Annotated in this window: 18 protein-coding genes; 10 read left to right on the top strand and 8 right to left on the bottom strand. The window is 32.6% G+C overall.

Annotated features, from left to right (window positions below; genetic code table 11):
* The first annotated feature begins 26 nt into the window (after window positions 1-26).
* Window positions 27-2,537, top strand: a complete 2,511-nt coding sequence (locus VOI25_RS07470; RefSeq protein ID WP_323788433.1) for a DUF5686 and carboxypeptidase-like regulatory domain-containing protein — start codon at window positions 27-29, stop codon at window positions 2,535-2,537.
* Window positions 2,538-2,562: 25 nt separating this feature from the next.
* Here the strand turns inward: VOI25_RS07470 and VOI25_RS07465 are convergent, their stop codons facing one another.
* Window positions 2,563-3,087 carry a GNAT family protein gene (locus VOI25_RS07465; RefSeq protein WP_323788432.1) on the bottom strand — a complete coding sequence of 175 codons (525 nt, stop codon included), beginning with the start codon at window positions 3,085-3,087 and terminating at the stop codon, window positions 2,563-2,565.
* Window positions 3,088-3,324: 237 nt separating this feature from the next.
* On the opposite strand from VOI25_RS07465, the gene VOI25_RS07460 reads away from it, so the two are divergent.
* The 3 genes from VOI25_RS07460 to VOI25_RS07450 all read left to right on the top strand — a co-directional run bounded on the left by VOI25_RS07460 (window position 3,325) and on the right by VOI25_RS07450 (window position 7,476).
* Window positions 3,325-3,852 (top strand): inorganic diphosphatase, encoded by a 528-nt coding sequence (locus tag VOI25_RS07460; protein WP_323788431.1) that lies wholly within the window; start codon window positions 3,325-3,327, stop codon window positions 3,850-3,852.
* A 115-nt stretch (window positions 3,853-3,967) separates the two neighbouring features.
* Window positions 3,968-6,394: a sodium-translocating pyrophosphatase gene (locus VOI25_RS07455; RefSeq protein WP_323788430.1), complete on the top strand. Its 2,427-nt coding sequence runs from the start codon at window positions 3,968-3,970 to the stop codon at window positions 6,392-6,394.
* A gap of 80 nt (window positions 6,395-6,474) precedes the next feature.
* Complete coding sequence (locus VOI25_RS07450; protein WP_323788429.1) at window positions 6,475-7,476, top strand: App1 family protein; 1,002 nt, start codon at window positions 6,475-6,477, stop codon at window positions 7,474-7,476.
* 185 nt (window positions 7,477-7,661) lie between these two features.
* Here the strand turns inward: VOI25_RS07450 and VOI25_RS07445 are convergent, their stop codons facing one another.
* The 4 genes from VOI25_RS07445 to VOI25_RS07430 are packed head-to-tail and all read right to left on the bottom strand — an operon-like array spanning window position 7,662 to window position 11,303.
* Window positions 7,662-8,276: a deoxynucleoside kinase gene (locus VOI25_RS07445; protein ID WP_323788428.1), complete on the bottom strand. Its 615-nt coding sequence runs from the start codon at window positions 8,274-8,276 to the stop codon at window positions 7,662-7,664.
* Between the two features lie 2 nt (window positions 8,277-8,278).
* Window positions 8,279-9,061, bottom strand: coding sequence for a hypothetical protein (locus VOI25_RS07440; RefSeq protein ID WP_323788427.1), 783 nt, complete (start codon window positions 9,059-9,061; stop codon window positions 8,279-8,281).
* A gap of 33 nt (window positions 9,062-9,094) precedes the next feature.
* Complete coding sequence (locus tag VOI25_RS07435) at window positions 9,095-9,775, bottom strand: response regulator transcription factor (protein WP_323788426.1); 681 nt, start codon at window positions 9,773-9,775, stop codon at window positions 9,095-9,097.
* On the bottom strand, window positions 9,768-11,303 hold the full coding sequence (locus VOI25_RS07430) for a sensor histidine kinase (protein WP_323788425.1): 1,536 nt from the start codon (window positions 11,301-11,303) through the stop codon (window positions 9,768-9,770). Before VOI25_RS07430 ends, VOI25_RS07435 begins: the two co-directional genes overlap by 8 nt.
* Before the next feature lie 122 nt (window positions 11,304-11,425).
* Between VOI25_RS07430 and VOI25_RS07425 the strand changes: the two genes are divergently transcribed.
* The 5 genes from VOI25_RS07425 to VOI25_RS07405 all read left to right on the top strand — a co-directional run bounded on the left by VOI25_RS07425 (window position 11,426) and on the right by VOI25_RS07405 (window position 17,629).
* A complete protein-coding gene (locus VOI25_RS07425) occupies window positions 11,426-11,797 on the top strand; it encodes a hypothetical protein (protein ID WP_323788424.1) in 372 nt (123 codons plus the stop codon).
* A 2-nt stretch (window positions 11,798-11,799) separates the two neighbouring features.
* On the top strand, window positions 11,800-12,651 hold the full coding sequence (locus VOI25_RS07420; protein WP_323788423.1) for a GLPGLI family protein: 852 nt from the start codon (window positions 11,800-11,802) through the stop codon (window positions 12,649-12,651).
* Between the two features lie 117 nt (window positions 12,652-12,768).
* A complete protein-coding gene (locus VOI25_RS07415) occupies window positions 12,769-13,668 on the top strand; it encodes a GLPGLI family protein (protein ID WP_323788422.1) in 900 nt (299 codons plus the stop codon).
* A gap of 68 nt (window positions 13,669-13,736) precedes the next feature.
* On the top strand, window positions 13,737-16,505 hold the full coding sequence (locus VOI25_RS07410; protein WP_323788421.1) for a carboxypeptidase regulatory-like domain-containing protein: 2,769 nt from the start codon (window positions 13,737-13,739) through the stop codon (window positions 16,503-16,505).
* 290 nt (window positions 16,506-16,795) lie between these two features.
* A complete protein-coding gene (locus VOI25_RS07405; protein ID WP_323788420.1) occupies window positions 16,796-17,629 on the top strand; it encodes a GLPGLI family protein in 834 nt (277 codons plus the stop codon).
* Between the two features lie 68 nt (window positions 17,630-17,697).
* Here the strand turns inward: VOI25_RS07405 and VOI25_RS07400 are convergent, their stop codons facing one another.
* The 3 genes from VOI25_RS07400 to metK form a co-directional block, all read right to left on the bottom strand.
* The gene (locus VOI25_RS07400) at window positions 17,698-19,476 is read right to left on the bottom strand and encodes a carboxypeptidase-like regulatory domain-containing protein (protein WP_323788419.1); all 1,779 of its coding nucleotides are present in this window, start codon (window positions 19,474-19,476) and stop codon (window positions 17,698-17,700) included.
* A gap of 102 nt (window positions 19,477-19,578) precedes the next feature.
* On the bottom strand, window positions 19,579-21,399 hold the full coding sequence (locus VOI25_RS07395) for a carboxypeptidase-like regulatory domain-containing protein (RefSeq protein WP_323788418.1): 1,821 nt from the start codon (window positions 21,397-21,399) through the stop codon (window positions 19,579-19,581).
* Between the two features lie 214 nt (window positions 21,400-21,613).
* Complete coding sequence (metK, locus tag VOI25_RS07390; protein ID WP_323788417.1) at window positions 21,614-22,867, bottom strand: methionine adenosyltransferase; 1,254 nt, start codon at window positions 22,865-22,867, stop codon at window positions 21,614-21,616.
* 398 nt (window positions 22,868-23,265) lie between these two features.
* On the opposite strand from metK, the gene VOI25_RS07385 reads away from it, so the two are divergent.
* A complete protein-coding gene (locus VOI25_RS07385; protein WP_323788416.1) occupies window positions 23,266-24,807 on the top strand; it encodes a hypothetical protein in 1,542 nt (513 codons plus the stop codon).
* Window positions 24,808-24,832 lie beyond the last annotated feature (25 nt).

Genomic DNA, 24,832 nt, shown 5'->3' with positions numbered 1-24,832 from the left:
CATGATTGTTGATGAAGTTTTTGCCTATGAACTTTAAACTACTTCTTTTATTTTTTTTCTTCGGAATACTTTTCGGATTCTCACAAACCAAAGTTAGTGGTTATGTTTTTGATGAAAATGATCAACCTGTAGCGTTTGCAAATGTCCTTTTTAAAGGTTCTACAGAAGGCACTATTACCAATGAAGATGGACGCTTTTATTTAGAATCTGAGAACACCTGGAATACCGTTGTAATTTCATTCTTGGGTTACGAAATCAAAGAGATACTACTAGATAAAAAAGTAAACTACGATTTAAGGTTTGTTTTAAAAGAAGAAGCTGCTGCACTTGATGAAGTTGTTATTGTATCAGGAAAACAATCCAAAAAAGCGTCTGAAAATCCTGCCATTAGAATCTTGAAGAAAATATGGGAACGCAAACGTCAAAATGGATTAAATCGGTTTAAACAATACCAATACGATAAATACGAAAAAGTAGAATTTGATCTCAATACCATCGATAGCGCATTAATAAAAAGTAAGCTATTTAGAGGAATGGAGTTTGTTTTTGAAGAAGTTGATACATCTAGTGTTACAGGTAAAACCTATTTGCCAATTTTTCTAAATGAAGCAGTAAGTACTGTTTATGGTGATAATGAATTAAATAAAGAAAAAGAAGATCTTAAAGGAAATAAAAACTCTGGTTTTAGTAATAATCAAGTGATTATTGATTTTATTGATGACTTATATGCCGATTTCAATGTGTATGATAATTATCTAAAGTTCTTCGATAAAAGTTTTGTGAGTCCCTTATCACGTACTGGGATTCAAACCTATAATTATGTGCTTTCAGATAGTGCATTTATTGATAATAAATGGTGTTACAACATTATCTACTATCCACGTCGTAAAAACGAATTGACATTTAAAGGTGATTTTTGGGTAAACGATTCTACCTATGCTATTAAAGATATCAATTTGCAAGCTTCTAAAAGCGCAAATATTAACTGGGTAAAAGAAATATATATCGAGCAAGAGTTTGAAGTTTTAAATGACTCTGTATTCTTAATTAAGCGCGATTATATGTTGTCTGATTTCGCTTTAAACAAAAAGGAAAAATCACGTGGTGTTTACGGAAAACGTACAACACTTTACGAAAATTATGTATTTGACGAACCTAAAGGCGAGCCGTTTTATGATGAAAAAGTGTATTTTTTCGATGAAGACATTTACAATCGTAATGATGATTTTTGGGAACAGAATCGTTTAGAGTCGCTTAATAAAGACGAAAAAGGGGTTTACAAAATGTTAGATACGCTTAAAACGGTAAAGAAATTTAAGCGCCTTTATAATATTGGAAGTATCCTTGCTTCTGGTTATGTCGAATTTCCTAGTATTAATTTTGATTACGGACCAATTTTTTCCACATTTGGATTTAATGATGTTGAAGGATTACGTTTAAGAACTGGTGGACGAACCTATTTTGGGCCTAATGATTTATGGCGATTGGAAGGTTTTATAGCGTATGGCTTTAGAGATGATAAATTCAAATATGGCATTTCTGGTAAATGGTTATTAGACAAACGAAGTAGGTTAACTGTATTTGGTGGTAATAGAAGAGATGTAGAACAAATTGGAGCGAGTTTAACGAGTTCTACTGATGTATTAGGCCGCAGCTTAGCATCGTCTTCTGTAATAGGAACAGGTGCGAATGATAAATTAACAAATATTAGCTTAACCAATTTAGGAATGTCTATCGAGCCATCTCGTAATTTTGAAGTACGTTTAGATGGCAGTTTTAGAACCTTACGTTCGGCATCACCAACCTTTAGTTTAGACTATAATGATGCAGAATCTACTACAGGAATTTCATCCGAAATAAAGCAATTTGAAAGCCGATTATCATTAGGCTATTATCCAAAACGCCAAATGACAGGTTACGGAGTAGAACGTAAGTTTAAAAACGACAATTTTGCGCGATTGTTTGCTCAAATTAGTCGAGGTGATCGTGAATGGTTTAATAGTGACTTTGATTATACTAAAGTTCAGTTTTCATACATACAACCTTGGCAAGTTGGAGGTTTTGGTCGCTTAACAACTTCCTTAGAAGCTGGTAAAACATTTGGTGAAGTACCTTTAGGGTTATTGAGTGTTGTGCCGGGAAACCAAACGTATTTTTCGATTTACAATACCTTCCCACAACTTGATTTTTATGAGTTCGTGACCGACACGTATTCATCAATGCATATTGAACATAATTTCAATGGACGCTTATTTTCGAGAATTCCGTTTTTAAAGCAATATAACTTAAGGTTTGTACTTGGACTCAGAGGTGTCTGGGGAGATTTATCAGATGAAAATATTGCGTTAAGCACAACTGGAAGTGCAATTGAATTTCCTTTAATAGCTCCAAATAATCGTATTTATTATGAGTACAGTTTTGGTGTTGCTAATATTTTTAAAGTGCTCAGAATCGATTTCAATTTTAGAGGAAACTATCTAGATACTCCTGATGCTAGACGTTTTGGTGTTACAGGAAGTTTTGGTTTTTATTTCTAATACTTTGTTATATCAACTTTCACTTTCATTCATTGAAAGAAGTCTTGAAAATCATCATCATTTTATGGTCGTAGTAACTGTTCTCAATTTTTAAAAAATTCTTTTGGATACCATAGGCTTCAAAACCTGCTTTTTTATAAATGCTTTCAGCGTTGTGGTTGGACGCTATAACATCAATTTCTATTTGTTCAATTCCATTTATTTTGAAAGCTTCCTTTAAAGTAGACTTTATAAGAAGTAAACCTATATGTTTTCCGTGATATTCTGGCTGGACATAAACTTGAATGATTAGTCCTCTGTGTTCAGTTTTTTTGTTGTCATGCCTTTTAAAACCTGAAATTCCAACTAAACTGCTGTTGTGAAAAGCCCCAATTACAAAATTATTGTTGTTAGATTCTTCAATAAAAGGTTGAAAAAATAGTTTGGTTTTTGCTTTCTCCTCCTGATAATTTGAAGTGAAATTATTTGGATATTTTTTTAAGCATTCGAGTCTTATTTCTCGATAAGCATTCGATTCGTTTGGAAGAAGTTTTCTGGTTTGAATGTCCATGATTTCAAATTAAAATATAATTAGTAAAAAAATATAAACTTGAGGGAGTAGTTATAATTTAATTGGCTAATAAATTGACCTACATTACAAAATTTCATTACCAATATAAAGTTTTAAACTATAAAATGAATTGACAGAATTATATTGTCTTGTATAAATATTCAAATGATTTGGTATTTAATTGCCCAACCCAAACAATACATTATCTTTGCAGCCCGAAATTAGAATTAAAAAGATATGACACCAGCAGGAAAATTAACCTTTGATGTATTAATAGAAATCCCAAAAGGAAGTCGTAATAAATATGAGTACGATTTTGAATTGAATAAAATACGTTTCGATCGTATGTTGTTCTCCTCAATGATGTATCCGGGAGATTATGGGTTTATTCCAGAAACTTTAGCTTTAGATGGTGATCCTTTAGATGTGTTAGTCATGGGAACAGAGCCTACATTTCCAATGTGTGTGATGGAAGTAAAGCCTATTGGTGTTTTTCATATGGCAGACGAAAAAGGACCAGATGAAAAATTAATTTGTGTTCCAGTAACCGATCCTATTTGGAATACATACACTGATATTGAAGATTTGAATCCGCATAGAATAAAAGAAATAACACACTTTTTTCAAGTATATAAGGACTTAGAAAAGAAGAAAGTTGATGTAGGTGGTTGGGGAAATGCTGAAGAAGCTTATGATATTCTTAATAAATGTATTGATAGATACGAAAACAGCATCCATAAAACAAATGGTGACTTTACTATATAGCTCATAAGTAACTATAAAGAGAAGGCCCTTTTGTAATTAAACAAAAGGGTTTTTTAGTTTTAATGGTTTTCACTACTTTTGCCCAGCTAATTAATAAATCAAATAAAATTAAAATATGGAATCACTAATGATTTACATGCCAATTGCTTTGGCGCTTTTAGGATTAATTTACATGCTTGTAAAGAAATCTTGGGTAATGAAACAAGACGCTGGAGATGGTAAAATGAAAGAAATTTCAGATCACATCTACGAAGGAGCTCTTGCATTCTTAAATGCCGAATATCGATTGCTAGCTGTTTTTGTAGTAATCGTAGCAGTTGCATTAACAGCTGTATCTTTTATAGTACCAACAACACACTGGTTAATTGTAATTGCTTTTGTTTTTGGAGCTGTGTTTTCTGCTTACGCTGGAAATATAGGAATGAAAATAGCAACAAAAACTAATGTGAGAACAACACAAGCTGCTAGAACAAGTTTACCAAACGCACTTAAAATCTCTTTTGGTGGTGGAACAGTTATGGGTCTTGGAGTTGCTGGTTTAGCAGTCTTAGGTTTAACAGCCTTTTTTATTATATTCTTTAACTTTTTTATGGATGGGGTTTGGACTTCAACAGGAGACATGACCATCGTTTTAGAAACCTTAGCAGGTTTCTCACTTGGAGCTGAATCTATCGCATTATTCGCAAGAGTAGGTGGAGGTATTTATACTAAAGCTGCAGATGTTGGAGCCGATTTAGTTGGTAAAGTTGAAGCAGGAATTCCTGAAGATGATCCTCGTAATCCTGCTACAATTGCAGATAATGTTGGTGATAATGTAGGTGATGTTGCTGGTATGGGAGCCGATTTATTTGGATCTTATGTTGCAACTGTATTAGCGGCCATGGTTCTTGGTAACTATGTGATTAAAGATATGGGTGGATCAATTGATGATCTTTTTGGAGGTATTGGTCCAATCTTATTACCAATGGCAATTGCTGGTGCAGGAATTATTATTTCTATCATTGGAACGATGTTGGTTAAAATAAAAAGTAACGATGCTAAAGAAGCCCAAGTTATGGGAGCTTTAAACATAGGAAACTGGACTTCTATTATTTTAGTAGCTGTATCTTGTTTTGGATTAGTAACTTGGATGTTACCTGAAACAATGAAAATGAATTTCTTCGGAGAAGGTTTACAAGAAATTTCTTCAATGCGTGTATTTTACGCAACCTTAGTTGGTTTATTCGTAGGTGCAGTTATTTCTTCAGTTACTGAATACTATACAGGATTAGGTAAAAAACCAATTTTAAATATTGTGCAACAATCTTCTACTGGAGCAGGAACTAACATTATTGCTGGTTTAGCTACTGGTATGATTTCTACTTTCCCTTCAGTACTATTATTTGCTGGTGCAATTTGGGCATCGTATGCCTTTGCTGGATTTTATGGTGTTGCTTTAGCAGCTTCTGCTATGATGGCAACTACTGCAATGCAGTTAGCGATTGATGCTTTCGGACCAATTTCTGATAATGCTGGTGGTATTGCCGAAATGAGCGAGCAAGAACCAATCGTTAGAGAGCGTACAGATATATTAGATTCAGTTGGTAATACAACAGCTGCAACAGGAAAAGGATTTGCTATTGCTTCTGCGGCATTAACGTCTTTAGCATTATTTGCTGCGTATGTAACCTTTACTGGTATTGACGGAATTAACATCTTTAAAGCACCTGTTTTAGCAATGCTATTTGTTGGAGGAATGGTGCCTGTAGTGTTCTCTGCATTAGCAATGAACGCTGTTGGTAAAGCTGCCATGGAAATGGTAGAAGAAGTACGTCGTCAGTTTAGAGATATTCCTGGAATTATGGAAGGAACTGGGAAACCAGAATATGATAAATGTGTTGCTATTTCTACTAAAGCGTCTTTAAAAGAAATGATGTTACCAGGTTTATTAACTATTGGTTTTCCTTTAGTTATTGCGTTTGTACCAATGTTATTTGGTATGGATAATTTAGCTATAGCTGAAATGTTAGGTGGTTATATGGCTGGTGTTACAGTATCAGGTGTTTTATGGGCTATCTTCCAAAACAATGCTGGAGGTGCTTGGGATAACGCTAAGAAATCTTTTGAAGCTGGAGTTGAGATTAATGGTGAAATGACTTTTAAAGGTTCTGAAGCTCACAAAGCTGCTGTAACTGGTGATACTGTTGGTGATCCATTTAAAGATACCTCTGGACCTTCAATGAACATCTTAATTAAATTAACGTGTTTGATCGGTTTAGTGATTGCACCAATTTTAGGTGGACATTCTACCGAAACGGTTCTAACTGGAAACGAAATGGAAATAGAACAAACTATTGATTCTTCTAAAGATTTAGCGCAAGCAACCATTACTTACACAACTGTTGAAAATGGAGTGGAAGTTACTAAAAAAGAAACTTTTGAAGGGACACAAGCTGAAGTTGATGCGCAATTAGATGCATTTGAAAAAACAACAGCTAAAACTGATAATGTGAAAGTTGAAGTTGAAAAAGTGATTAAAAAAATGGAAGTAACTAAACAATAGTTCACCATACATAAATAGGAAAAGCCACGTTAATCGTGGCTTTTTTATTATTTTTAGTTTTTAAATTCTAATTGCTTTAAATGAACTGGTTCAAAAAAGATCCTTTACAAATTGTAATCTTTCAAAGTTATGGTACTGATACACATTTTTATATGCGTGGACGTGCATTAGAGGATGAAACTATAAACTTAGAGCAAAAAGGCTTGTTCGGATTATTAATCAATTCATGGAAACGTTTTGAAACCGATGAGATCAAACATACTGAACTCAAAATTACCTTGCCAAATCAAACCATTTTAAAAACAACGACAGATGATCATGGTTACTTTAAGATTGATGAACAGGTTGATGAATTAATGGCGTTGGCTAATGCCGAAGGCTGGCTTAATTTTGAAGCTGCCTTTGATGATGTCAATATTAAACGAAGCATTCAAAATGATAATCGTTTTCCAGGAGAATTATTGATTCCATGTACGAATGCTGATTACGGAGTGATAAGTGATATAGATGATACTATAATTCATACTGGAGTGGTCTCTACTTTAAAGTGGAAAGTATTGCTGAATAGTATTTTTAAAAGTGCTACTAGCCGAATTCCCTTAGAAGGTGCTGCGGAATTTTACCATAAATTACATCGAGGTGTTTCAGGAGACAATGCTAATCCTATTTTTTATGTGAGTCATAGTCCTTGGAACTTGTATCGATACCTCGAATTCTTTTTAAAACAGAACACCTTTCCTAAAGGTCCAATATTACTTAGAAGTTTTAAGGATATTTTCAGAAAAAAATCTGGAGATCAACCTCAAAAGCATATCGAAATTGTAAATATCCTAAAAACCTATCCAAAGTTACAGTTTATATTAATTGGTGATAGTGGTGAGCATGATGCCGATATTTATATCGATGTTGCTAATGCGTTTCCTTCTCAAGTTGCAGCAATTTATTTGCGTAGTGTAAAACATAAAAAGAAAATGCAACGTGTTAAATCGTTATTTAAAGATTATGTTCAAATTCCTGTTTTGCTTGTAAATAGTAGTTCTGAAGCGATAGAACACGCTAGAGAAAACAACTTTATTAAATAGGATATGCTTTGTGTTAAGGATTGAAGCTTTGTTGGAGCTCCTCAAAGAGAGCGACTGCTTAAATATTTATATTCACGAATTCAAAATACACACAATAGAATCCATGAGTAAAGCCTGACCGACCGAAGCTATTTTAGCATTCGTATCCAATGCTATGAGGAAGACAAGCGTAGGTTGGTAACACCCTAAAACAATCCGTTAATTTGTGCATCAATTTTATTGATAATACCTCCTAAATCTTCAGGGTTAGCAACAAAATCAAGTGGATCAACATCAATAATTAATAAATTGCCTTTGTCATAACCATGAATCCAAGCTTCATAACGTTCGTTCAATCTGCTTAAATAATCAATGCTGATTGTGTTTTCATAATCACGACCTCTTTTGTGAATTTGAGCGACCAAGTTTTGAATAGAACTACGTAAATAAATTAATAAATCTGGACCTTCAACAAAGGATTCCATCAGGTCAAAAAGCGAACGGTAATTTTCATAATCGCGATTGGTCATTAAACCCATAGCGTGCAAATTTGGTGCGAAAATATGTGCATCTTCATAAATGGTTCGATCTTGTATGATGTCTTTACCACTTTTACGAATTTGAGCCACTTGACGAAATCTACTATTCAAGAAATATACTTGTAGATTAAAACTCCAACGTTCCATCTGGTTGTAAAAATCATCGAGATACGGATTATCCACAACATCTTCCAGTTGAGGTTCCCATTTGTAATGTTTAGCGAGTAATTTTGTGAGTGTCGTTTTACCAGCACCTATATTTCCTGCGACTGCAACATGCATATTTAATTGATTTTTAGTTGGTATTTATGGAGTTTTTCAAGATCGTAAATATACAAGGTTTCATTGGTCAATAAAAACTGATTTATTAACAATTTTGGAAGATTGATAGGTGTAATGTCTTCTTTTTTCTTGTGTTTAAAGTATAATGTGTTTTCTTTCTTTAAAATTAAATGACCATTGCTTTTAGATATTTCAGTAAAACCAGTATTTTCAATTTTAGAAATCATACTTCCAAAATAATTATATTGATACAAATAGTTTTCGGTAAGTAACCAGCAATAGTTAAAATCACTTTCTAAATCTAAGACCAAAGATTGCACTGGAACTGCTGAAAACCGTGTTTTATTGGTTTTGTAATCGTAGAGTTCTAATTGCTGAAAATCAACATTAAACATCCAAAGTGTATTGTCAAATCCAGTAGAAACATGTGAAATGTTTTTATAAGGCTGAATGGTATTGAAATCAATTTTGAAAATTTCTGCTAAGCGATTATCTAGAATGACTACCATATTGAAATCTTGGTAAAACACATTAATCTTTAAGGGATTGAATGTGTTTGCGGTTGTAATTTCTCCTAACTGGTAATTACTATAATTTATAGAAGTACCATTTTTATTTTGCTTGTAAATGGTATTATCTTTTAGGTAGTAAAAGGTTTCAAAATTATCAATGGAAACAATTTGGTCTACGTTTAGATCAGTAGAATTTATAAGAGCAACATCAACAGATTCTTGACTATGTATTGTTGCTGAAATAAAAAGGCAGATGTATAATAGGTTTCGCATTGTGATTTGAAAAGTACAAAAATCAAACCACTTTTAGCAGATTAATTTATACCCAAAACCTCTAACGTTTAAAATTTGAATAGAATTGTCTTGACTTAGCTTTTTACGAAGTTTGGTGATAAAGACATCCATACTTCTTGCGTTAAAAAAATCATCACTTCCCCAAAGTTTATTTAGTATTAATGAACGATCTAAAACCGTATTTTTATTTTTTACTAAATGAAATAATAAATGAGCTTCTCGGTGTGTGAGTTGTTTGTGCTCATCATTTTGAAATTGTAAGGTCTGCTTTGGGAAATCAAACGAATAATCGCCTAATTGGAGTATTTCAGAATTTTTTTGAACTTTAGTTCTATTGAGTAAATTGTTAATTCTTACAATGAGTTCTTCCATACTAAAAGGCTTCTTCAGGTAATCGTTGCCTCCAATTGTAAATCCTTCTACAACATCTTGAGTTTGTGATTTTGCAGTTAAAAAAATTATAGGAATCGTGTCGTCAATGGCTCTAATGTCTTTAGCTAATGTGAAACCATCTTTTTTAGGCATCATGACATCTAAAACAAGTAACTCAGGATGTTTAGTTTGATAGGTCTCTAATGCTTTTTCGCCATCATCACATAACAACACATGAAAGTCTCTGGTTTCTAAACTTTCTTTAATTATTTGTCCTAACGCTGGCTCGTCTTCAGCCAATAAAATGGTTGTTTTATGCATAAGGTAAGACGATTTTAAATGTGGTTTTATGTTTGTCTAATAGAATTTGAATTGTTCCGTTGTGCTTTTCAATAATCTTTTTAGTGTAATACAATCCTATTCCAAACCCTTTTATATCATGCGTGTTGCCTTTTGGAATACGGTAAAATTTTTCGAATACACGCTCTTTATTCCCTTTTGAAATTGAAGTGCCATTATCAGAAATATCGATTTCTACCTGAGCTGATTTGCTTTTGAGTTGAACTTCAATTTGATCGCCTCCATATTTGAAGGCATTATCAATAATATTATTGATGGCATTTTCAAAATGAAACACATCGAGATTTACAAAAACGTTGTCGTCGATATCATAATGGACAGTTTTATCATTTTGCATCTTGTGTTTTTCAACAACAGTGGTAATAATTTCTGAAATATTGTAACGATCTCTATTCAATTCTAAATTTTCACTGTCTAAGGTTGCGGTTTCTAGGAGTTTTTCAACCATCATATTTAGTTTTGATAATTGTGTACTAGACATATCTAAATAAGATTTGGTTTTCTCTTTGTCATCAATGGCATTAAAATTCTTAATGCTTTCTAAAGCCACGCCAATGGTTGCTATTGGTGTTTTAAACTCGTGTGTTATATTGCTGATTAAATCATTTTTAACTTCAGATAATTGCTTTTGATGTTTTATGATTTTTAATAAATAAAATAAGCAACTAATAACAGCTAATACTAAAAGTGTAGAAATGAGGATGCCTCCTAAGATACGTTTTAAAACGAGTGATGTGTTATCCGAGAAATTTAATTGTAAAACACTTCCTTTAGGCAAAAATGTAGATTTAGAGGTGGTGCTTAAAATGAGATCGGGTTGTGCATCTTTATCTTGAATAAGCACAGTATCTAATCTATTAGACAACTCAATATTCATTTCGGAATCATAAAATTTAAGTTGACTTTCTAGGGCAATGTTTTTACGTTCTAATTCAATATGTAATAAGCGATCTACTTCTTTTAAATTTAGCGAATCATTGCTTATTGAGATAACTACTTTTGAGGTTAATAGTTTTAAATCGGTAAATTTAATGCTATCATGCTTTTGTTTTAGGTGTTCCGCCTTAATTTTAAAAGAATCTGAACTCATCGATTTATGGATTAATTCATTTTGAATCTCCATCATAGAATCTGCTTTAAAACCTTTTAATATCGTTACACCTTCAATTGAACTGATCTCTAAAGAATCAAGATTCTTAAATTCTTGTTCAGATTCATCTATACTTTTTAATAACTTATCAAGTTCGCTGCCTTCCGAAAAAGCATCCTTTCGTTGATCACCTTCAAGAAATATACCTAGGGTTGTACGTTCTGCCAAATTAGCATAATAATCGTCAACAGCTTTGTCTAAACTTATTTGTACTTCATTAATAAGTTGTTGCTTGTGAGATAGGTAATTTTTATAATTCCAATACGCTTGAATTGCTATTGTAGATAAAATTACAATGATGATTATATATAATATGTATCTGAATTTAGAATCATTCATAATTCAAATGTAAATGTTAAAACACATAAAAGCTAATCGGTTAACACACGTTAACACTGGTTAACTAAATGTGCTTATGGAGAGTTTTATATTTGTGATGTAATAATTAAAAACCAATTTATATGAAAACAGGATTTAAAATCGTAATGCTACTTTTAGTAACAATTAGTTTTGGTCAAACTGAAATTAATGAGTCAAAAACCACAGAGAGCAATTTAAAAGTAAGTGATCTTAGTGTTTCTGTAACGGTCGATTCAGCTCAAGACCTTGAATCTACATTTAAAATTAAGGACATTAAAGCGTTGTTAAACGAATCTATAAATGTCGAAAATATGTCTTTTGAAATTATATGTAATGGTGATTTAATGTCTAATGGAGAAAAAAGCAAATTGTCATATAAAGTTAATGGTAACTCTAAGGATGTCAATGGGTTTTTAAAACATATTAAGAAAATGAGAAAAGCAGCAATTAAATATTATAAAAACAATCAATAACTATGAATTCACTAATAAAAATTATAGCCGTAAGTATTACCTTATTAATTGCGATGCAAGTTTCTTCACAAGATTTTCAAGGTGAAGCAACTTACAAATCAAAACGTAAAATCGATATTAAATTAGATAGTACCCAAATGGCTTCTGGAATGGCAGACCAAATGATGGAAATGCTTAAAAAGCAATTTGAGAAAACCTATATTTTAAATTTCAATAAGGAGGAATCAATTTATAAAGAAGAAGAAGCTTTGGCAGCACCACAGCCACAAGGAATGAATGTGGTCATGGTAATGTCTGGTGGTTCGGATGTGCTTTATAAAAACATAAAAGAGAAACGGTTCGTCAACCAAAATGAATCGTTTAGTAAGCTATTTTTAATAAAAGATGATTTAAATGACATCGAATGGACCTTAGGATCGGAAACCAAAAACATAGGAGATTATACCTGCTTTAAAGCAACAACAACTCGCGAAGTAGAAGATGTTGAAAGTGCAATTAGTTTTAATGACGATAAAGATTTAAGCACTGCTGATCAGGAACCAAAAATGAAGGAAATTACAATTACTGCCTGGTATACACCTCAAATTCCAGTAAGTGTTGGGCCAGGAAATTATCATGGATTGCCTGGATTAATTTTAGAAGTTAACGATGGTACAGAAACCGTGATTTGTAGTAAAATTGTGCTCAATCCTAAAAGTGCTTCTAAAATTGTAGAGCCAGATAATGGGAAAGAAATATCTCAAGAGGCTTATGACAAAATCATGGAAAAAAAGATGAAAGAAATGGAAGAACGTTTTAGATCTAACAATAGAGGCAGAGATGGTGAAAGCGTAGAAATTAGAATTGGAGGTTAATCTGTTTTAATTTAATAAAAGTTTAACCTTTTGGAATACAACTATTTATTGTTTTTGAAGTCTAACTTAGAATAGAAAGAGTTAATTTTACTTTTTTAAGACAAAGACTACAAAATAATGAAACAGTTAACCATTACATTTTGCATCGCATTTATACTTTTATTAAGCCTAAAAGGATCAGCACAAGACTTTCAAGGACAAGCCATTTATCAAACAAAAACTACAGTAGATATGAGTAGTTTTGGTGGTGGTCAAATGAGTGATCAGCAAAAAAAACAAATTGCTGAACGTATGAAAAGTATGTTAGAAAAAACGTACGTACTCAATTTTAATCGCAGTGAGTCTACCTACAAAGAAGAAGAAAAATTAGATGCTCCTGGCTCTGGAAGTAGTCCTTGGAGAGGTATGATGAGTAGTTTTACTGGAGGTCCTCAATTTAAAAGCATAAAAGAGGATGTTATTTTGCAAGAGCAAGAATTTTTTGGGAAGCAGTTTTTAGTTCAAGATTCTCTGCCAAAATTAGAATGGAAATTAGGTAGCGAAACAAAAAAAATAGGTCAATATACCTGCTTTAAAGCAACTACAACCAAATCTGTTGATGAGATGGATTTTATGAGCATGCGAAGACGTGGTAGAAATAATGATGACAAAAAGGATGATGAAAAGAAAGAAGGCGAAGAAACAGCAGATACCACGAAAACGGAATTAGACAATCCTTTAGATGAACTTGAAGTACCTAAGTTTGTCATAGTAACAGCTTGGTATACACCACAAATTCCTGTAAGTAATGGTCCAGGAGAATATCATGGACTTCCAGGTTTGATTTTAGAAGTTCAAGCAGATAGAACCGTTATGTTGTGTACTAAAATTGTCATGAATCCTCAAGAAAAAGAAGCTATCAGTAGACCTGATAAAGGCGAGATTGTAACGCGTGAAGCTTACAATGCGATTATGAAAAAGAAGATTGAAGAGATGAGGCAAATGTATGGCGGACGAGGAAGAGGTCGTCGAAATTAAAAAATAATCAATAATTAAAGTTTCAGTTTTTCAAAATGAAAAACACTAATGAAACAAAAATCAATCAAATGAAAAATGTTTTCCTTCTAACGTTACTTTTTGTGACGAGCATAACTAGTGCACAAATTACAATTCAAGGTGTCGTTAAAGATAGTATTGGAACACCTCTTGAATTAGCAAATATCATAGCTATTAATAAAGAAACTAAAGCGATGGCTTCATATGCCATTTCAAATGATAAAGGACGATTTAAGCTTGATCTAGAAAAGAACACAACGTACACTGTACAAGTGAGTTATATTGGTATGAAGTCACTTTCTGAAGAGATTTCGACTAAAGAAGATAACATTACTAAAGATTATATACTTGAATTTGATAACGCTCTTGATGCAGTAGAATTAACTTACGAAATGCCAGTCACTATAAAAGGAGATACCTTGGTCTATAACGCCGATTCTTTTAAAGATGGTTCCGAACGAAAACTTGAAGACGTTCTCAAGAAATTACCTGGTGTTGAGATTAATGACGACGGACAAATAGAAGTTGAAGGTAAAGTCGTCAATAAATTAATGGTTAATGGAAAAGATTTTTTTGATGGTGATTCAAAATTAGCAACTAAAAATATTCCGTCAAATGCAGTCGATAAAATTCAGGTCTTACGTAATTATTCAGAAGTTGGTCAATTGAGAGGTGTTCAAAATAACCAAGATAATGTTGCTATAAACATCAAACTTAAAGAAGGAAAGGAAAATTTCTGGTTTGGTGATGTGACCGTTGGAGTTGGAACTGCTCCAGATAAAGAATTATATTTAGTGCAACCCAAACTCTTTTATTATAGTCCGAAATACAGTGTCAATGTCATAGGTGATATGAATAATATTGGCGAAGTTGCTCTTACTAATCGCGACATAAGAAATTTTGGTGGCGGATTTAGACGTCCTAGTCAAAGTAGTGGAACAAGTATTAATTTAGGAGATAACGGACTTGGAGGATTAACTAATCTTGGTAACGCGCAAGAGATTGAAACAAAATTAGGAGCAGGAAATTTTAGTTACTCTCCAAATAAAGCCTTAGACCTGAGCGGATTTTTAATCTACAATAGCAGTCGTTTACGAACTCGTGAAGAAAGTTTTGTGAGATATATAGATGCTGATTTAGGAATTCCAAACGAAGAAACAGTTCAAACCGGAAGAGAAGCATCTAATCAAGGTATTGCAAAGTTAAGTGCATCGTACAAGCCTAATTTTAATAATCAATTAGATTATGATCTTTTAGGACGACTTTCTAGTGACTCAGAACGACAAAATCAATTTTCATCTGTAATTGGTTCTACAAATCAGTTAGAAGACGTAACTCCATTTAGTATCAATCAAAATTTAAATTATTACTACACATTAGACGAGAAGAATATATTTGCGCTCGAAGCACAGCATTTAATTAAAGACGAAGATCCGTTTTACAATGCTATGTTGGTAAATGATCCAACCAATAATGACAATGGTTTTGATCCACAAGATATGTTGCCAGACGAAGATGCTTTTGATAGTACTGCGGAGGCCTTAGGATTTAATAGAGATCAATTTGGATATAACTTAAACCAAGAAAGACGTATCAAATCTAATCAGCTAGATGCGAAGTTAGATTATTATTATATCTTAAATAACAAGAGTAATATCAATCTAACGTTAGGGACAATTTTAAGCAATCAAAAATTCAATTCTAATATTTTTCAATTTTTAGATAACGGTTCGCCTTTTAATCCAGTTGCTACTTTAACAGATGATGAAGGCAATCTATTGAGAAACGAAAATGAAACAGAATACAATTTTAGTGATGTGTATTTAGGGTTTCGTTATAGAGTGAAAACTGGAAAATTCACCATTACTCCAGGATTTTCTGTACATTCTTATGGGAACAAAAACACACAATTTGGTACAGAATACAAAGATAATTTCTTTAGAGTATTACCAGAATTTGAAACACTCATTCAATTTAAAAAGAGTGAAAGTTTAACGTTTAGTTATACGATGAGCAATTCATTTACAGATGTCACAAGTCTGGCCGAAGGATTGGTTTTAAACAGCTTTAGTAATATTAGTTATGGTAATCCTGAACTGCAAAATTCACTGTCACATAATTTGAGTTTGAGATATTTCAGTTTTAATTTATTTAACTATACCAATGTATTTGCATTTGCTAATTACAGTAAGAATATTGATCAAATTAGAAGTACAACAGATTTTGACAACGTGATTAGAACGAACTCATATTTTAACTCAAACTTTGCAGACGAATCTGCCAATGTATTTGGTCGATTTGAGCGTACTTTTAAAAAGATTAGAGCACGAATGGGAGCACGTTTCTCTTATTCTAAACGAAATCAATTTGTGCAAGGCCGTCAAACCGTAAGTGAAAGTTTTTCCCAAACCTATTCACCTGAGTTGCGTACCAACTTTAGAGAAGCACCAAATGTGCGACTTAAATATGACTATTCTATTACTAATAATGATCAAGGATCAACGTCAACTAAGTTTATTACAAATTCGCCATCCATAGAGATAGATGCTTACATCGCGAAATCGTTCACCTTTAGAACAGATTATGCCTATACTACGCAAGATGATGGTATTAGACCTTCACAATCATTTCAAACTTGGGATGCGAGTTTAGCGTACAGGAAAGATAAAGATGCAAAATGGGAATATGAAGTGAAAGCCACTAACTTATTAGATATCGATTCTAGAGTAAACAATAGTGCTGGAAATATTTCAGTATTTAATTCTGCAACCTTTATTCAGCCAAGATTTGTCACCTTTAGAGTGATTTATACCTTGTAGAATTTGGGCGTTCAGTTTTAACCGAAAAAGTCAAAACTGCAGGCTCTCGGCAGTCGCTTGTATATTTTAGATAAGATTACGCACTGCGATGCGGAATCTTATCTAAAATATAAAGAGCTCCAACAAAGCCTCCATCCTTAACGCATTACAAAAAGTCTTCTCATAATGAAGATTTTTCGCTTTCTAACCAACCCTTAGATTATCGTTCGTGTTAATTTTATGATAAAGACACAAGTATTGTTTAACTATTTATTAAATTTGTTAAACAAAAAATAGACAATTATCATATTATGAGAACACTAACCATAAAATTGGGTCTTTTAACATTGGTGCTTTTGATGAGTATAAATCTTAATGCACAAGACTTTCAAGGACAAGCGACTTACATTTCTAAATCAACAATGGATTTGGGTAATTGGGGCAAACGACTTAGTGAAGCTCAAAAGAAACAAGTCATGGCGAATCTAAAAAACAGATTAGAAAAAACCTATGTACTAAACTTTAATAAAGAAGAATCTTTTTTTAAAGAAGGTGATAAATTAGATGCTATGTCTGGTGCAACTGATTCTTGGGGCAAAAATTTCGCTGCAGGAGACCAATACAAAAATGTAAAAACCAATACCCAAATTCAAGATCAAGAGTTCTATGGTAAGCGATTTTTGGTTAAAGATAAATTGCAACCCATCAAATGGATAATGGGTACCGAAACGAAACAAATAGGAAATTATACCTGCTTTAAAGCAACAGCATCGATTCCTACAGATGAGTTAACTTGGTATTCATTTTCTTGGGCTAAACTTAGAAGTGGTAATTCTACTGAAATAGTAGAAGGAGAAGCCGAACAGCCAGAGATTCCGATGACCCAAGTTGAAGCTTGGTATGCACCACAAATACCTGTAGGTCATGGACCATCAGAATTTTGGGGACTTCCAGGATTAATATTAGAGGTGAGTGCAGGCGACACAACAATGTTATGTTCTAAGTTGATTTTAAATCCGACAGAAGCATTAGTAATTGAAGCGCCAGATAAGGGAAAAGAAATAACGAAAGACGAATATCAAGCAACTCTAATTACCAAAATGAAAGAATTCCGTGATAACAGAATGGGAAGAGGTAGGCGATAATTTATGAACCATAACGATAAAATAAAGCCTTCTCAACTGAGAAGGCTTTTTTATGTATCATTCTATATTTAGTAGTCTCTTAAAACATGTATAGATCCAGAAATTGGTGTCTCATCAGCACTATTCTCATCTAAAATTAATCCAGAGAAATTGATGTCTATATAGTCTCCAACATCTCCAAAAGTGGTGACATTAGTTGTCCCTACAAAATAATTTTCTAGTACCATGCTAAAATTATCATCATAAAAATTTAGATAACTATTTGTATATGTATTTGGACCATTAAAACTATCGATGTATAAATTAAACCAATTTTCTTGATTATTAGAATTATAATTTACAGTCAAATAATTACCGTCAAGTCCGCCATAGACATTAAAACTATAAGTTACTACTGGTTGGTCATCAACTTGGTAAGTGATAAATTCTTCAACAGTATTACAAGATTGTATAGAACCCAAATTAGTTAAAGGTGTCGTAAACGTGTAATATAAAGAGTCCGTTTCCTGAATATTGATATAATCGAACGCTTTTATTCTAAACGTGTCATCTGCATTACAACGAATCAAATTAATTTCAAATTCACCATCTGTAACAAGGTCAGAGAAATGTTGTTCTCCGTATTTTAAATCGACATAACCATTAGTAACTGGGTTTCCATCACAATCATTAAATAGACCAGTTACGGTTTCAGAAATAATATTTGGATTATCAGGTATTGTGACTGAGATGTTAGAATCTGCATTAAAAGGTCCAACGGTTTCAGTGTATATCGGACTTTGACTACACACATCATAGTTGTAAACATTGAGTTCTAGTGTTTCACCACTAGGAATTTTACCACAATCTACACCATTTTCATTGGTATAGCCATAACCAGTACCATAATTAGTGCTTGTCAGGTTAACTTGCGTATTAGCAACTGGGTTTCCATCACTATTTAATACAGTAACGCAGAAATCAACATATTCCGCAGGTATATCACAATTCCAAAATGAAAAATGAGAAACCGTTCCAACATATTCAGTACCAACTAAAGTGGCTTGACCATCTTCAATCCAGTAACCATTCACTTCATCAAAATACCATAACGGAATTGTCGCTGGAGCATTACTCATTAAACTAGCATCTAAAGGCATTCTAATTTCTGCCGAAGACCCTTCAGCAATATTTAAGTCTTCACCAGCAGAACCTCTTAATTCAACAGCAAGCATTCCAAAGGTTTGCAACATACGTTCTTCATTTTGAGCATTTGCAGCATATAACATACCAGGCATTTGGTCTCTCATATTATCATCTGCAGGATCTAAGTGATGCATAATTACATTCACATTTCCAGAGTAACTAGAGCCATCGGCTTTAATGTAGGCACCTTCCAAAGCAACAGAAGCACCATTTGCTAAAGCAATGGTTTCTTGTGTTCCGCTAGACGTCGAGCCAGCAATAGTTTCAGCTAGCATCATAATACGTACTTTATTTGTGCCATTACTTGGTACAACTGCTCTCGATGCATGAATAAAGCCAGCCTTTTCAGCTTTCACATATCCAAAGCGTTGGTTCACAGGAGCATCTTCAATAATAAACACACCATTGCTATCTGTTATAGCAGTTTTATTTCCAATGCTAATCATCGCATTGTCTATAGGATTATCATTGGTATCCACAACAGTTCCTAAGAAGGTTCTTAAGATGTCATTACCAAAATTTTCAGCAAAAGCAGCTGCATTATGATCTTGATTTTGTTCTTGTGGAGTTGTAGGACTATCATCTTTATCACAAGAAATAATAACTAAGGCAAATACTGATAAAAGTGCAATAGGTTTGAGTAATCTTTTAATTGAGTTCATAGAGTTTTGATTTGTTGTTATATATAAAACAGTTGAAACGTTGGTATTCCTATCTGTTGTATTGTTTAAAATACGTAAAGATTTTGATTTATGATAATTAGATTATTGGTCACGTTTACCATGAATTATACCATGTATTGGATATATCGTTCCTTCAGGAGATGTATAGTTTCCAGAGAATGTAACATCAACATATTCGCCAAGATTTCCGTAAGTTGAAACGTAAGACTCAAGTTCGAAAGGAACAGATGAAATATAAAAGTTACCATTACTATAGGTATCATTTATACCTTCAACAACAAATCCTCCTAGAGTTTCATTACTAGGATGATAGTCTTCTCCAGATGCATTTCTAATTTTTAAACTAAATGCAAACCCGTCATCATTAAGTCCTCCAGAATTAAAACTCAATTCGTCCCAGCTAGAACTGTAATCAATCCAAAAGCTATCTCCATGCGGAATAAATGCGATGTCGTCACCTAATTTAAAGCTTACAAATTCGTCAATATCATTACAAGAACTTAAGTTCCCAAGATAAGTAGATGGCGAAGTGAATGCATAGTAAATTTCACCAGTGGTATTAAATGAATTATAGTCAATAGCTTCAATTTTGAACACATCATTATTAGTACATCTTAGTATACTAGTGTTAAAGTTTCCATTCTGAATTGTGCTAGTGAAAATTTTACCACTATGTGTAATAAAAACATAACCATTTTCAATGCTATTGCCATTACATGTATTGAAGGAACCTGCTAATTCTTCAGTTACAGAATTTGGATTATTTGGGGCAGTTATATTTAGTGTAGTGTTAGTAGAAAATGGACCTATAGACTCATAATAAATTGAATTACCTTCACAGTTAAAACTACTAAAGATATTCATGTCAATAGATTGGTTTGAAGGAATAAAACCTGAAACCATTCCATTTTCATTAGTGTAACTAGAGGAAAGACCTAAATTTCCACTTTCTAAACTAACTTTTATATTTTCTAGTGGATTTTGATTTTCGTCTTCAATATATATCGTTAGAATTGAATGTTCAATTTGATAAACAGAACAGGTCCAAAACGAAAAATGAGAAACCGTTCCTACATATTCGCTACCAACTAAAGTCGCTTGACCATCTTCAATCCAGTAACCATTCACTTCATCAAAATACCATAACGGAATTGTCGCTGGAGCATTACTCATTAAACTAGCATCTAATGGCATTCTAATTTCTGCCGTAGAACCTTCAGCAATATTTAGGTCTTCACCAGCAGAACCTCTTAATTCTACAGCAAGCATTCCAAAGGTTTGCAACATACGTTCTTCATTTTGAGCATTTGCAGCATATAACATACCAGGCATTTGGTCTCTCATATTATCATCTGCAGGATCTAAGTGATGCATAATTACATTCACATTTCCAGAGTAACTAGAGCCATCGGCTTTAATGTAGGCACCTTCCAAAGCAACAGAAGCACCATTTGCTAAAGCAATGGTTTCTTGTGTTCCGCTAGACGTCGAGCCAGCAATAGTTTCAGCTAGCATCATAATACGTACTTTATTTGTGCCATTACTTGGTACAACTGCTCTCGATGCATGAATAAAGCCAGCCTTTTCAGCTTTCACATATCCAAAGCGTTGGTTCACAGGAGCATCTTCAATAATAAACACACCATTGCTATCTGTTATAGCAGTTTTATTTCCAATGCTAATCATCGCATTGTCTATAGGATTATCATTGGTATCCACAACAGTTCCTAAGAAGGTTCTTAAGATGTCATTACCAAAATTTTCAGCAAAAGCAGCTGCATTATGATCTTGATTTTGTTCTTGTGGAGTTGTAGGACTATCATCTTTATCACAAGAAATAATAACTAAGGCAAATACTGATAAAAATGCAATAGGATTGAGTAATCTTTTAATTGAGTTCATAGAGTTTTGATTTGCTGTTATATATAAAACAGTTGACGGGGTGAAAACCCTAACTGCAGTATCATACAATAGATGCATAATGTATAAAAAGGTTGCGTGTATTTTCTATTATAAATTTAGAATTAGTTGAAAGCAACATCAATTTACGTCAAAAAAACACAAAAAAAGCCTCTAAATATTAAGTTTAGAGGCCTTAAGAATTTATTTTTATAGTCTATAATCCAAATGCAGATTTTACTTTATCAACGTAATCTAGTTTTTCCCAAGTAAATAATTCTACATCAAGAGTAATCGGTTCTCCATTGGGTTGTTCAAACGTTTTGGTGACTGTTTCAGAATCTCTTCCCATATGTCCATAAGCTGCCGTTTCACTGTAAATAGGACTACGAAGTTTTAATCGAGATTCAATAGCTGCTGGTCGCATATCAAAAATTGCAGAGATTTTTTCAGCAATCTCTCCATCAGTTATATTAAAAGGACAAGTTCCGTAAGTATCTACAAATATTGAGGTTGGTTCAACAACTCCAATAGCATAACTCACTTGCACTAAAATTTCGTCACAGATGCCAGCTGCAACCATGTTTTTTGCAATATGTCTAGTAGCATATGCAGCACTACGATCTACTTTACTAGGATCTTTCCCAGAGAAAGCACCTCCACCATGAGCACCTTTACCACCATAAGTATCAACAATAATCTTACGACCTGTTAATCCTGTGTCTCCATGAGGACCTCCAATTACAAATTTACCAGTAGGATTAATATGGTAAGTAATATCTTCATTAAATAATATTTGAATATGTTCAGGTAATTTGGCAACCACTCTTGGAATTAAAACGTTAACAATATCTTTTCTGATTTGCGCTAACATAACGTCATCTTTAGCAAAATCATCATGTTGCGTAGATACAACAATGGCATCGATGCGTTGAGGTAAATTGTCATCGCTATATTCAATCGTTACCTGACTTTTAGAATCTGGACGTAAATAAGTTATGTCTTTATTTTCGCGTCGAAGGTCGGCGAGTTCTTTTAAAATTCGATGAGATAAATCTAATGCCAAAGGCATATAGTTTTCTGTTTCGCGAGTAGCATAACCAAACATCATTCCTTGATCTCCAGCCCCTTGTTCTTCTTTATTGGCTCTATCAACACCACGATTAATGTCTTCAGATTGTTCATGGATGGCAGAAAAAACACCACAAGAATTCCCATCAAACATATATTCACTTTTGGTATAACCTATTTTGTTTATCGTATCACGAGCAATTTTTTGAACATCTAAATAGGTGTTCGATTTTACTTCACCAGCAAGAACCACTTGACCAGTAGTTACTAAGGTTTCGCAAGCAACTTTTGATTCGCTATCAAAAGCTAAAAAATTATCAATTAAAGCATCACTAATTTGATCTGCTACTTTATCTGGATGTCCTTCGGAAACACTTTCTGAAGTAAATAAATATGCCATAATCTCTTAAATGTTGGTTTCTAAAATAGTGTTGAGATTGCTTAATCGCTAGAGAAGTTAGAATGTAACTGCTTTAGCATTTTTTTTATTCTGAATTTATTTCAGAATCTGTTATTTCCAAACAGGTACTGAAACGAATTCAGTATTAGAGGTTGCAATCAGAACAAATTTCTCCTCTTTTTTTTTATTGAAGACAAAAGTACATATAATATTGAAATTAGAGAAAGAACAATTAAAAGGTTATAAAAAACTAATGTTATTAGGCAAAGACTTACTTAGTCGTAACATCTAAGAAGATATTTACAAGAATTTATTTTTCTGTTGGCTTACGAATTAATAATTTGCTAATTTATAACTGTTTTTGTTTAACTTGAAGATTATAAATCAAATGTTGTTTGATGACTAAAGACCAAAAAGACAATTTATTTTTATTAATTAAATCCTTAACCAAATCTGAAAAACGACAATTTAAATTGTACGTTGGTCGATTAGAGGTTAATCAAGATTCTAAATATTTAAATCTTTTTAATTTTTTAGACAAATCAAAAGTATATAATGAGTCTGCTATTTTAGAGCGCGAAATTGTTAAAAAGAAGCAATTAGCTAATGTTAAAGCACATTTATATAGGCAAATTTTAATTAGCTTAAAGCTAAATCCATCACATCAAAATATTAGATCACAAATTAGAGAACAATTAGATTTTGCCTCCATTTTATATCATAAAGGCTTATACAAACAAAGTTTAAAAATTTTAGATAAATCTAAGGAAGTGGCTATTCAAAATGAAGAGAAAACCTTAGCCTACGAAATTGTTGAGCTCGAAAAAATTATTGAATCCCAATACATAACAAGAAAGATTAGTACTAGAACTGATGAATTAATGATTCAGTCGAAAGAATTAAGTACACTAAATGTAATTTCGAGTAAGCTATCTAATTTATCCCTTCAACTTTATGGTATTATTTTAAAATCTGGTTACATTAAAAACGAAACTGAAAGCAAAAAGATACAAGCGTATTTTTACGAAAGATTTCCCAGATTTGAATTTAAAGAGCTTGGTTTTAGAGAAAAATATTGGTTGTATAATGTGTATTTATGGTATAGTTTCTTATTGCAAGATTTTAAAAACTGTTATAGATATGCGCTCAAATGGGTAGATTTATTTCAAGAATATCCACAAATGATTACTGTAAATCCAGTATTTTTTTTAAAAGGAAACAATTATCTTTTGGAAGCCTTATTTTTTATTGGGAATAAAGAAAAATTTCAAAACCATTTACTAAAATTTCAAGAAGCTACTTCAAAAAAGAAATTTCCCAATGATGAAAATGTTCAGGCATTAACCTTTCTATATCTTAATTTAAATACGATCAACCTTTATTTTATTGATGGAAGTTTCCAAGAAGGCGTGAATAGGATTCCTAAAATAAAAAAGGAACTGGATTCGTTTAAAAATAGGTTGGATGAACATCATGTGATGATTTTCTATTACAAATTTGCTAATATGTATTTTGGTCATGGAAACAATAAAGAATGTATTTATTATTTAGATAAGATCATTAGTAATAAATCATTGTTGATACGTGAAGATTTGCAATGCTTTGCTCGTGTGTTAAATTTGGTTGCACATTACGAAGCAGGTTTAGATTATAATATTGAGGCTTTACTGAAAAGCACCTATAAATTTTTAATAAAGACTAATGATTTGTATGAAGTTCAAAAAGAGATGATTAAATTTTTAAGAAACCTTCAATATATATATCCTCAGGATATCAAAAAAGCTTTCGAAGATTTACGTGATACACTTAAAAAATATGAAGATCATCCTTATGAACGTAGAGCTTTTCTGTATTTAGATGTGATGTCTTGGTTAGAAAGTAAGATTCAAAATGTACCTATTGCAGATGTGATTCGACAAAAATATTATAACAAACAATAAAACCTAACGGTGATTAACTTCCTAA

Origin of the sequence: Psychroserpens sp., from assembly GCF_034670085.1 — a bacterium.
In the GTDB taxonomy this organism is placed as follows: domain Bacteria; phylum Bacteroidota; class Bacteroidia; order Flavobacteriales; family Flavobacteriaceae; genus Psychroserpens.
Note: the sequence above shows the minus strand (reverse complement) of the source record. Positions and strands in the feature narration are given on the sequence as shown.

Bases quoted from the DNA above. Each gene is read 5' to 3' on its own strand.
- VOI25_RS07470 (WP_323788433.1), top strand. From the start codon at position 27: ATGAACTTTAAACTACTTCTTTTATTTTTTTTCTTCGGAATACTTTTC.
- VOI25_RS07465 (WP_323788432.1), bottom strand. From the start codon at position 3,087: ATGGACATTCAAACCAGAAAACTTCTTCCAAACGAATCGAATGCTTAT.
- VOI25_RS07460 (WP_323788431.1), top strand. From the start codon at position 3,325: ATGACACCAGCAGGAAAATTAACCTTTGATGTATTAATAGAAATCCCA.
- VOI25_RS07455 (WP_323788430.1), top strand. From the start codon at position 3,968: ATGGAATCACTAATGATTTACATGCCAATTGCTTTGGCGCTTTTAGGA.
- VOI25_RS07450 (WP_323788429.1), top strand. From the start codon at position 6,475: ATGAACTGGTTCAAAAAAGATCCTTTACAAATTGTAATCTTTCAAAGT.
- VOI25_RS07445 (WP_323788428.1), bottom strand. From the start codon at position 8,276: ATGCATGTTGCAGTCGCAGGAAATATAGGTGCTGGTAAAACGACACTC.
- VOI25_RS07440 (WP_323788427.1), bottom strand. From the start codon at position 9,061: ATGCGAAACCTATTATACATCTGCCTTTTTATTTCAGCAACAATACAT.
- VOI25_RS07435 (WP_323788426.1), bottom strand. From the start codon at position 9,775: ATGCATAAAACAACCATTTTATTGGCTGAAGACGAGCCAGCGTTAGGA.
- VOI25_RS07430 (WP_323788425.1), bottom strand. From the start codon at position 11,303: ATGAATGATTCTAAATTCAGATACATATTATATATAATCATCATTGTA.
- VOI25_RS07425 (WP_323788424.1), top strand. From the start codon at position 11,426: ATGAAAACAGGATTTAAAATCGTAATGCTACTTTTAGTAACAATTAGT.
- VOI25_RS07420 (WP_323788423.1), top strand. From the start codon at position 11,800: ATGAATTCACTAATAAAAATTATAGCCGTAAGTATTACCTTATTAATT.
- VOI25_RS07415 (WP_323788422.1), top strand. From the start codon at position 12,769: ATGAAACAGTTAACCATTACATTTTGCATCGCATTTATACTTTTATTA.
- VOI25_RS07410 (WP_323788421.1), top strand. From the start codon at position 13,737: ATGAAAAATGTTTTCCTTCTAACGTTACTTTTTGTGACGAGCATAACT.
- VOI25_RS07405 (WP_323788420.1), top strand. From the start codon at position 16,796: ATGAGAACACTAACCATAAAATTGGGTCTTTTAACATTGGTGCTTTTG.
- VOI25_RS07400 (WP_323788419.1), bottom strand. From the start codon at position 19,476: ATGAACTCAATTAAAAGATTACTCAAACCTATTGCACTTTTATCAGTA.
- VOI25_RS07395 (WP_323788418.1), bottom strand. From the start codon at position 21,399: ATGAACTCAATTAAAAGATTACTCAATCCTATTGCATTTTTATCAGTA.
- metK (WP_323788417.1), bottom strand. From the start codon at position 22,867: ATGGCATATTTATTTACTTCAGAAAGTGTTTCCGAAGGACATCCAGAT.
- VOI25_RS07385 (WP_323788416.1), top strand. From the start codon at position 23,266: ATGACTAAAGACCAAAAAGACAATTTATTTTTATTAATTAAATCCTTA.